Annotated in this window: 8 protein-coding genes and 2 pseudogenes; 5 read left to right on the forward strand and 5 right to left on the reverse strand. The window is 65.0% G+C overall.

The features are described 5' to 3' along the window. Positions 1-92: 92 nt before the first annotated feature. The 3 genes from H0W65_RS11265 to H0W65_RS11275 all read right to left on the reverse strand — a co-directional run bounded on the left by H0W65_RS11265 (position 93) and on the right by H0W65_RS11275 (position 2,089). Positions 93-737: an energy transducer TonB gene (locus H0W65_RS11265; protein WP_367120143.1), complete on the reverse strand. Its 645-nt coding sequence runs from the start codon at positions 735-737 to the stop codon at positions 93-95. A gap of 210 nt (positions 738-947) precedes the next feature. Further along, the gene (locus H0W65_RS11270; protein WP_294007667.1) at positions 948-1,367 is read right to left on the reverse strand and encodes a dihydroneopterin aldolase; all 420 of its coding nucleotides are present in this window, start codon (positions 1,365-1,367) and stop codon (positions 948-950) included. Further along, positions 1,364-2,089, reverse strand: coding sequence for an SDR family oxidoreductase (locus H0W65_RS11275; RefSeq protein ID WP_294007669.1), 726 nt, complete (start codon positions 2,087-2,089; stop codon positions 1,364-1,366). The genes H0W65_RS11270 and H0W65_RS11275 overlap by 4 nt, the downstream gene beginning before the upstream one ends. Positions 2,090-2,181: 92 nt before the next feature. Here H0W65_RS11275 and H0W65_RS11280 point away from each other — a divergent pair, with 92 nt between their 5' ends. The 5 genes and pseudogenes from H0W65_RS11280 to H0W65_RS11305 all read left to right on the forward strand — a co-directional run bounded on the left by H0W65_RS11280 (position 2,182) and on the right by H0W65_RS11305 (position 7,333). Then, entirely contained in the window at positions 2,182-2,748 is a 567-nt protein-coding gene (locus tag H0W65_RS11280) for a DUF1285 domain-containing protein (protein ID WP_294007671.1), read from the forward strand. Next, the gene (locus H0W65_RS11285) at positions 2,745-3,320 is read left to right on the forward strand and encodes a CoA pyrophosphatase (protein ID WP_294007673.1); all 576 of its coding nucleotides are present in this window, start codon (positions 2,745-2,747) and stop codon (positions 3,318-3,320) included. The genes H0W65_RS11280 and H0W65_RS11285 overlap by 4 nt, the downstream gene beginning before the upstream one ends. Then, on the forward strand, positions 3,317-4,486 hold the full coding sequence (locus tag H0W65_RS11290; protein WP_294007675.1) for a CCA tRNA nucleotidyltransferase: 1,170 nt from the start codon (positions 3,317-3,319) through the stop codon (positions 4,484-4,486). Before H0W65_RS11285 ends, H0W65_RS11290 begins: the two co-directional genes overlap by 4 nt. Before the next feature lie 342 nt (positions 4,487-4,828). Further along, entirely contained in the window at positions 4,829-6,295 is a 1,467-nt protein-coding gene (locus tag H0W65_RS11295; protein ID WP_294007676.1) for a serpin family protein, read from the forward strand. Between the two features lie 383 nt (positions 6,296-6,678). Next, positions 6,679-7,333 (forward strand): annotated as a pseudogene (locus H0W65_RS11305) (aquaporin). Here H0W65_RS11305 and H0W65_RS11310 read toward each other — a convergent pair. After that, positions 7,330-9,072 (reverse strand): EAL domain-containing protein, encoded by a 1,743-nt coding sequence (locus tag H0W65_RS11310; RefSeq protein WP_294007678.1) that lies wholly within the window; start codon positions 9,070-9,072, stop codon positions 7,330-7,332. The pseudogene H0W65_RS11305 and the gene H0W65_RS11310 overlap by 4 nt on opposite strands. Before the next feature lie 84 nt (positions 9,073-9,156). Next, positions 9,157-9,440 (reverse strand): annotated as a pseudogene (locus H0W65_RS11315) (DNA topoisomerase IV subunit A); the annotation flags it as partial.

Here is a 9,440-nt window from a genome sequence, read left to right on the forward strand (position 1 = left end):
GCTAGGAGAGAGGTGGTCATATCTGTGACTTTCCTGTTGAAGTTCTGACGGTTCAAAAAAGTGCTAAGGTTACTCGGCGGGGAGCACCCACTTCACGCGTTGACTGAAGGTGTCCGAAATCGGATTCCCGACTGATCCTTGGCCGGCGTGAACCGCGCACGCCGACGAAAAATGCTGCACGTCGTCGAATCAAGCGCGGTTGAGCCCGAAGATTGAGTCACCGAACAATCCGACACCCGGCCATCCGGACCGATCGACAAGCGGACCGCAGTCGTGCCCTGCTCCTCGCTGCGAATCGCCGACTGCGGATAATCGTCATCGCTAATCAGCGCTAGCAGGCTACCCTTCGCGGCGGCTGCCTGCGACACCCTAGGCGGCGGCGGGGCCGCTGGAGCCGGGGGAGCCGGTCGGTAAACCGGCGTGATCGGCGGTGGCGGGCTGATTACCGGCGTGGTCGTGATCGGCGGCGACGGCAAGTCCATCCGCACCAGCGGCGGCGGCGCGGACACCTCGGGCGGCGGCGGCGTTTCCATCTTTTCCGGCGGAGGCGGCTCGTCGGGCGGGGGCGGGGGCTCTTCCTCGACGTCGAACGTCTTCACATTCTCGGCGGCCTGCTTGACCACATTATAGGCAAGCCCCGTGACCAGCGCGTAGCCGAGCACGGCGTGAATGAGCGCTACGATGATGATCGCAACCGTGCGGTTGGAGCTCATCTGTTTGCGATTGGCGTAGGACATTAAGCCGCAAATCTCCTCGTCAACGTTGTCGGATCCACGACAATTTCAATCGGCGAAACCGCACGATCGACCCTGTCTCGGAACCGCCGATGTACTAACATATCATCGGGCAATACCGTGCACCCTTAATGAAGCGTCAAGTGCCGCGCAACGGATTTTGTTCCGATTGCGGCACGTCTTCTGCCGAATCGGGGCGGAAACGGGCAAAATCTACGGAGCTTGACCGGTAAAGGATGCGATTTCGACACCCACCCCGGCAGCGTCGGCGTAGACATCGGGCTTGACGCTTTTGACGCGCAGCGCCTTGACCCCGCGGCGTCCCGCCACCCGGTCGAAGATCGCGTGGACCAACGTTTCCTGCAAATTGTAGCGGCCAGTCCGGGCGAGGCGGACAATTTCGCTGCGCAGAAAATCATAATTCCACGCCAGGCCGGGGTCGTCGTCGCGCGGCGGCGCCGACTCGTCGAGCCACAGCTCGACGCTGATCAGTAACCGCTGCGGCGCGCCAACCTCATGGTCGTGAAAGCCAATGTCGGTCATCACCTCGAGCGAATCGAGCAGGATCCGGCTTTGCCTCACCTTAAGATGCTCCGGCACCATGCCGATCAAATTGATCGCGGGCTCGCTCATTTCGTCTCCAAATATTGCACATCGCGCGCCAGCGCCATGAAGCGCTGGCCGCCATCGAGCCCGATCGTCTGGCCGGTCATTCCGTGCGAATCAATCAGGAAGCGCAACGCCCCGACGACATCGTCGATCTCAATCCCGTAGCCCAGCGGATTGAGCGCGTGCACCGCCTCGAAATTGCTCTCCCGCTGGTCGCCCGACGGCAGCATCAGCGCCGGCGCGATCGCGTTGACACGGATGCCCTTGCCCGCCAGCGCCCGCGCCGCCAGCTCGGTCAAGCCGGCCAGCGCATATTTGGACAATGTATAGCTCAGGAAATCGGCGTTGGGTGCGGCCAGCTTGGCGTCGGTCAAATTGACCACCAGCGCCGCACCGCCGCGGTGTCGCCGCGCCATCTCATCGATCAGCAGCATCGGCGCGCGCGCATTGACCGCCATATGCGCGGAAAACTCGGCGGCGCTTGCCGCGCCGAACCGGTCCTCGGCGAAGCGCGCGGCATTATTGACCAGCAGCCGCACCGGTCCCGGCGCCGCCGCGAAGATCGTCGCGGCGCAGTCCGCGTCGGCCAGGTCGCAAACAGCCCGCTCCGCGCCCTCCGGCACCGAATCACCATCGTGATGGACATGCGCCACCACCGTCCAGCTGTCGTCGATCAGCGCCCGAACCAGCGCCGCGCCGACCCGCTTGCCGCCTCCGGTAACGATTGCGATTTTCGGCTCAGTCATTGCGAGGAACGCAGTGACGAAGCAATCCAACCGGCGCAAGACTGGATTGCTTCGCTTGCGCTCGCAATGACGACCGACTTAAAGCCCCGGCGATGCCCGAACGCCGCCTCCCGATCGAAGCGCAAGGCGCCAGCCTCGCCGATCTCGCCGCGGCGATCGAGGCGCGCGGCGGGCCGCCGCCGGTCGACCGCTGGAATCCGCAACATTGCGGCGACAGCGAAATGCGCATCGCCCGCGATGGCCGCTGGTATCATCAAGGCGCGCCGATCGACCGCCCGGCGATGGTCCGCCTCTTTTCGACCGTGCTGCGCCGCGAACCCGACGGCAGCCACGTCCTCGTCACGCCGGTCGAAAAACTGACGATCGAGGTTGAGGCGACCGCCTTCCGCGCCACGCAGATGACCATCGAGGGCGAAGGCGAATCCCGCCGCATCGGATTGACCCTCGACAGCGGCGACGGGCTGATCGTCGGGTCCGATCACCCGCTGACAGTCCTCGAGACAGCCGATGGACCTTCGCCACGAGTCGCGGTCCGTTTCGGGCTTGAGGCCGAACTATCCCGGCCGCTCTATTACGAGCTAGCCGAGATTGCGCTGGCCGAAGCCCACGACCCGCCGGGCGTCTGGTCCGATGGCCGCTTCTTCCCACTGATTCCATGACTCTCGTCGACCGCATCGCCGCCGCGCTCGCCGCCGCATCGCCCACCGGCCTTCTCCCCGGCGACCTTATCGAAGGCCATGACGACGAGCCGCATGCCGCCGCGGTCCTCGTCGCGATCACGGACCGCACCACGCCCGGCGTGATCCTCACCCTCCGCCGCGAGCATCTGCGCACCCACGCCGGCCAAGTCGCCTTCCCCGGCGGGCGCATCGCCCATGGCGAGGACGCCCGCGCCGCCGCCCTGCGCGAGGCTCAGGAAGAGCTCGGGCTCGACCCGACACAAGTCCGCATCCTCGGGCTTGCCGACCCCTACCGCACGGTCACCGGTTATGACGTCACTCCCGTCGTCGGCTTGATTCCGCCCGACCTCCCGCTCGTCGCCAACCCGGAAGAAGTCGCCGACTGGTTCGAGGCCCCGCTTGATTTTGTCCTTGATCCCATCAACCAGCGACGAATGACCGCCGACTTTCAGGGCCGCGAGCGCCATTATTACCGGATCGACTGGAACGGCCGTCCGATCTGGGGCGCGACCGCGGCGATGCTGGTCAATCTGACGCGGCGCCTCGCATGAGCGTCGATCCGGCCGCCTGGCTCGACCGGCCGGGGATCAAGCGCCTGTTAAAAGCGCTCGACGCCAGCCACGGCCATGCCCGCTTCGTCGGCGGCGCGGTGCGCGACCTGCTGCTCGGCGAAGTGCCCGGCGATCTGGACCTGGCCACCACTTTTTCGCCCGACGACGTCGTCGCGCGCCTTGAGGCCGCCGGGATAAAAGCTGTTCCGACTGGGATCGAGCACGGCACCGTCACCGCCGTCGCCTCGGCCACCGTGGTAGAAGTCACCACGCTCCGCGCCGACCTCGCCACTGACGGCCGCCGCGCCACCGTCGCTTTCACCGACGATTGGGAGTGCGACGCCGCGCGCCGCGACTTCACCATCAACGCGCTCTATGCCGACCCCTTCAGCGGCGAGCTGTTCGACTATTTCGGCGGCTTGGGCGATCTGAAGGCGCGCACCGTCCGCTTTATCGGAGAGCCGCTCCAGCGCATCGCAGAGGATCATTTGCGCATCCTCCGCTATTTCCGCTTTCACGCCGGCTATGGTCATGGCAATCCCGACCCCGCCGCGCTCGATGCGTGCACCGCCCGCGCCAATGATTTGATGGCCCTGTCGCGCGAGCGGATCGCCGACGAATTGCTCAAGTTGCTCGCCCTTCCCGACCCAACCCTCACCGTCCGCCTGATGATCGAGCGCGGCATTTTCGCCCCCGTCCTGCCCGAGATCAGCGACCCCGCCCGCCTCGCTTCGCTGGTCGAGGCCGAACGCGCGGCAAGGATCGCCCCGGACCCCTTGCGTCGCCTAGCCGCCCTGCTCCCCGCCGACCCGCCTCAGGCCGAGAAAATCGCCGCCCGGCTCAAGCTTTCGAATAAGGCCAAAAAGCGCCTCGCCCTTGCCGCCGACCCCTCACTCGGCCGCAACCCAAAATCGCTGGCCTACCGCATCGGCCCGCCCAGCGCCGCCGACCGCCTCCTCCTCGCGGGCCAGCCGAGCGAAGCGGCAAGCATCGCCACCTGGACCCCGCCCCGCCTGCCGCTAACCGGCGGCCAGCTCATAGCCCGCGGCGTCCCCCAAGGCCCGGAAGTCGCCCGCATACTCCGCGCGATAGAGGACGCATGGGAAGAGGCGGGCTTTCCGAAAGTCGAGAAGTTCGACGCGCTGGTCGCGGCGGCCCTCGCGTAACGAAAGTTTAGGATTGAAAGCCCCGAAGATCCGCGATGGGTGGAAAGCGGACGTTAGTGTCTGCCTGTTCTCGGCTAGCGCCCCATGACTGCACGGACGAAGAACAGAGGCCACGCGAACGTTGAAGTTGCTGACACGCCGAGCACGCATACGTGCCGACCGGCGATGCTGACACGTCGGCATGCGAACGCTGGAGTAGGCTGGGACAGCAACACGTTATCGGGTCCGAAGCTACCTAACGTCGTACCCTCGCCGAATGAAACGCACCTCACTACTACTTTATGCGGCCGCCACGTTCCTAGTTTTCGTGGATTGCTGCACCGTCATCTATTGTTGGCATCGATGGATGCGGCCAATCCGCTTTTCAACGTGATCCGCCTGCATTCAGCTAATTGTAAGCCGACGGCAGCTTTAGGATCTGGCATGAGACCATTTCTTTTGATTGCGCCCCTGCTCCTCGCCGGTTGCGCCACGCCCGTTGCTCAGCCGGTCGCGAGCACCGACCTCGGTCGCGCTCCGCCTTTGATTGCATCGGGGCCGCTCCACGGGACCGTTGCCACGGACCGCACGATGCCCTCCGCTGCGCCGCCCCCCACTGTGCCGCCGCCGCCGCCGCCGCAACCGCAACCTGCCTCGAAGGTAAAGCAACATCCGCCGCTGCCTCCAGCTACACCGGCTGAGCTTGCCATCGCCAAGAGCAATCGGGCGTTCGCTGTCTCGCTCTATCGGCAACTTGCAACCAAGCCGGGAAACGTCTTCATCTCGCCGATCAGCATCGCCGGCGCGTTCGGCCCCGTTGCGGCCGGCGCCCGGGGCCAAACCCGCGCGGAGATCGGCAAGGTGCTGCACTTCCCGGCGGATGACAAGGTGCTGAGTGCGAGCCTCGGGGGCATCCTGCGCACTTTGGAAAGTGACGGTGAGGGGCACCAGGTGAACATCGCCAATGCCCTGTGGCCGGGGACGCGTTTTCCGATTGAGCCGAACTTCATCGAACTGGCGAAGCGCAGCTACGATGCCGATGTCGAGGCACTCGACTTCGCGGACTCGGCGACCGCTGCTGCCCGGATCAACAACTGGGTCGACCGCAAGACCAACAGCCGCATCCCGCAGCTTTTCGAACCGGATGCGTTCGACGTTGATACGGCCCTCGTGATCACCAACGCAGTCTATTTTCTTGGCGAATGGCAAGAGTCGTTCGACCCTCGTTGGACAAAGCTCCAGCCTTTCTATCTGGCCGATGGGACGACACGCAATGTGCCGATGATGTCGGCTGGAGGTATGCGTGCAATTTATTTGGGAGCCGGAGAGGTTCACCCGCCCGCGGACGCGGTCGAACTTCTTGAACTTCCGTACAAGGGCGACCGGCTGAGCATGGTCGTCATCCTGCCCCAAACGCGAGACGGGCTCCCCGCGGTCGAAGCGGGGCTCAGCGCCGCCAAGCTCGACAAGTGGCTTGAGAGCATCGATTCCGCCAAGCCTTACCCGCAGGACGAGCTTCAGCTGCCCAGGATGCAGTTCGAGAGCAAATATGAACTCGTGAATCCCTTGAAGGCGCTGGGGATGAGGGCCGCGTTTGATGCCGCCAATTTCAGAGGTATTTCCAAAATTCCATTGTTCATCGACGCTGTCGTGCACAAGACCTTCCTCAAGGTGGACGAGAAGGGGACGGAAGCGGCGGCCGCAACGGGCATCGTAATTAGTGGAGAACGCGACCATTGGGAGTTCCGCGCAAATCACCCGTTCCTGTTCCTGATCCGCGACAAGCAAACCGGCGCGATCCTGTTCCTCGGCCGCTTTGCCGGGCCTTGATCGACGGGCTTTGCTCTGGCGCATTTTCGTCGGCGCAGCATGACACAGCAATGAGCCTGCAGGACAGGTGGAATATCGGCTGCGGCCAATTCGCGTTTCAAAGTGATCCGCCTGCATTCATCTAACCGTAAGGCGACGGCAGCTTTACCCCAACTCGTCGCTGTCGTTCCACCTCGCCCACCTCACCCGCGCCGGCCTGATCGAGCAACGACGCGACGGCCGCTGGCTGATCTATACCGCTCGCTATGACGCGATGAACGGCCTCGTCGCATATCTCATGGAAAATTGCTGCGGGGGAGCCGACTGCGCGCCCGCCGCCGTCATCAAGAAAAAGAAAACCGCGTGAAGCGCCTGCGTTCGCACCGCGGACAGGGCGCCCGCGGATGAATAATCCGCAGCACCTCGCCCGCCGCCTCGCCGCCGAGGCGGTCGGCAGCTTCTTCCTGTTTGCCGCCGTCATCGGCTCCGGCGTGATGGCGGAAGCCCTCGCCGGTGGGAACGTCGCGGTCACGTTGCTCGCCAACACGCTCGCGACCGGTGCGATGCTGTTCGTCCTGATCGCCATGTTCGGCCCGATCTCCGGCGCGCATTTAAATCCCGCGGTGACGCTGGTTATGGCCGCCCGCCACGACCTCGCGTGGCGCGTTGCGGCGGCCTGCTCGGCGCGTGGGCGGCGCACCTGATGTTCGATCTGCCCATCCTGCAAGTCTCGCTGAAATCGCGCACCGGCATCGGTCAGTGGACCGGCGAAGCGGTCGCCACCTTCGGCTTGATCCTGACAATACTCGGCACGGCGCGCCACCGCCCCGGCGTGCTCCCGGCCTCGGTCGCGCTCTACATCACCGCCGCTTACTGGTTCACCTCTTCGCCAGCTTCGCCAACCCCGCCATCACCATCGCCCGCAGCCTCACCAACAGCTTCGCCGGCATCGCCCCCGCCGACGTCCCGCTATTCATCGTCGCGCAATTGGTCGGAGCACTCGTCGGTTTGATCGTGGGGCGGACGCTGTTCGGTCAGGCTGAACCCTCAGGCAGTTAACTCTTTCGCCGGCTCTTCCAATATTCGAGAGCGGAGTCGGCCTGGAGCGGTTTGGCGAAGTAGAATCCCTGACCGCTCGAGCAGCCAAGCGCCGCCAGCGTCGTCGCCAGCTCGACCGTTTCGATTCCTTCCGCCGTCGTCGACATGCCGAGCGCATCGGCGAGGCTGAGGACCGCGCGGACGATCGCCACGCTGTCGGGATCGCGCATCATTCCGGAGACGAAGCTGCGGTCGATCTTGAGCACATCGATCGGTAGCTTCTGGAGGTAGGCGAGGCTCGAATAGCCAGTGCCGAAATCGTCCATCGCGACGGTCGCGTTGAGTGCCTTCAACGCCTCGAATACACGGGTCGCGCGGCCCGGATCCTGGACGATCGAACTCTCGGTCAATTCCAGCGTCAGCCGCTCGCCCTTGAGACCGCTCGATCGAAGCGCGTCCGACACGATATCGGCGATATCGTCTCGCGCCACCTGGATCGCCGACAGGTTGACCGCGACATAGCACGGCAGTTCGTGACCGGTTTGGCGATCCCAATCGGCCATCGTCTGCGTCGCCTTGTCCATCGCCCAGCGGCCGAGTTGCAGGATCAGCCCGCTTTCCTCGGCGACCGGGATGAACTCGCTGGGTGAAATCTCGCCGCGGTCGTCGTGGGTCCAGCGCGCCAGCGCCTCGAACCCGGCAACCTCGCCCGACTTCAGGTCGATCAGCGGCTGGTAGAACAGCTTCAACTGGTCCTTGTCGAGCGCGCGGCGAAGCTCGGTCTCGATCGAGAAGCGGCGCCGCGCGGCGCTTGCTTCCTTGGGCTCATAGACTTGCGGTTTGCCAATCGCCTTGGCCTGTTTGACCGCGAATTGCGCGTTGCGGAACAGCTCCTCGGGGTCCTGAGCGGCGTGCATCAACGCGACCCCGATCGCACATTCGACCTTGATCTCGAGGTCGGAAATCTTGAACGGCGCCGACATTACATCCTGGATTCGCTCGGCCGCCTTCAGCGCATCGGCGACGCCGCGGCGCAGCGACACTAGCACGCCAAATTCATTGCCGCCGGTGCGCGCCAGCACGTCGCCCCCGCGAAGGCCCGAAATCAGCCGCCGCGCAAAGGTGATCAGGAGCTCGTCGCCGGCGAGGCTGCCCATGCTCTCGTTGATCCGCGAAAACCGCAGCACATCGACCACCAGCACTGCATGCTCGAGGTCGCGTGCGACCTTTTCGCCGGCAATCTCGATGGTCTCGGTGAACGACAACCGGTTGGGCAGGCCGGTCAGGCTGTCGCGCAACATTTCGGCGCGCAGATTATTCTCGGCGCGCACTTCGACGGTGCGATCCACGACGCACAGCAGACAGCGGGCGTGCCCGGCCTTGCCGGCAAGCGGCGACAATTTGAGTTTCAGGAAGTGCCGGGTGACGCCCTCGCCATCGGCAAATTCCGTCTCATCCGGGGCACTGCCCGGGTTCGCTAGATATGCACGCGTGAACAGTCCGCCGGGTCCCTCGGCATAGCGCTTGAATGTTTCCACGACCGACTCGGACGCGCCGTGGCTGCCAGCCAGCTCGAGGAACTTGGCGTTGGTGGCCTCGACCGACAGCGTGCCGTCCTTCAGGCAAAAGATCGCGGCCGCGATCGGCAGGGCAAACAGCAGACCGAGATCGTCCGCGGCCACGACGGGCGGAGCGGCGCGGGATTTGTCCGCGCGCCGCGGCCCGGTGGCAATCGACGTTCGGTTGGATGCGGCCTGCATGCCCGCGCCTATGCGCGACAAGGAGTTAATTCGAAGTATCTTTCGGGCGGCCCGGCCCGCGAGTTAACGGGGGCTTCGAGGCGCTTAGCCGAAGCGGTTATTGAGCGGGAAGCCGATCGGCGGCATCCGGCCGGCGGCACCGCGCGCGGCGCGCCACGGCGTGAGGTCGCTTTCGGTTCGCACGCGCCCGCGCTCGCCGCCAAGCGTCCAGCTGAGCCCGTCGGACAAGCGCAGCGCCACCGCGTCGCTGAGCCCGCCGTCGCGATAGCGCTGCAAGGTCACGCCCTGGCCGCGGCCAAGCTCGGGCAATTCGGCCAGCGGAAACACCAGCAGCTTGCGGTTCTCGCCGATCACCGCGACCCCGTCGG

This window comes from Sphingomonas sp. (assembly GCF_013816785.1).
Taxonomy (GTDB): domain Bacteria; phylum Pseudomonadota; class Alphaproteobacteria; order Sphingomonadales; family Sphingomonadaceae; genus Sphingomicrobium.

Bases quoted from the DNA above. Each gene is read 5' to 3' on its own strand.
- H0W65_RS11265 (WP_367120143.1), bottom strand. From the start codon at position 737: ATGTCCTACGCCAATCGCAAACAGATGAGCTCCAACCGCACGGTTGCG.
- H0W65_RS11270 (WP_294007667.1), bottom strand. From the start codon at position 1,367: ATGAGCGAGCCCGCGATCAATTTGATCGGCATGGTGCCGGAGCATCTT.
- H0W65_RS11275 (WP_294007669.1), bottom strand. From the start codon at position 2,089: ATGACTGAGCCGAAAATCGCAATCGTTACCGGAGGCGGCAAGCGGGTC.
- H0W65_RS11280 (WP_294007671.1), top strand. From the start codon at position 2,182: ATGCCCGAACGCCGCCTCCCGATCGAAGCGCAAGGCGCCAGCCTCGCC.
- H0W65_RS11285 (WP_294007673.1), top strand. From the start codon at position 2,745: ATGACTCTCGTCGACCGCATCGCCGCCGCGCTCGCCGCCGCATCGCCC.
- H0W65_RS11290 (WP_294007675.1), top strand. From the start codon at position 3,317: ATGAGCGTCGATCCGGCCGCCTGGCTCGACCGGCCGGGGATCAAGCGC.
- H0W65_RS11295 (WP_294007676.1), top strand. From the start codon at position 4,829: ATGGATGCGGCCAATCCGCTTTTCAACGTGATCCGCCTGCATTCAGCT.
- H0W65_RS11310 (WP_294007678.1), bottom strand. From the start codon at position 9,072: ATGCAGGCCGCATCCAACCGAACGTCGATTGCCACCGGGCCGCGGCGC.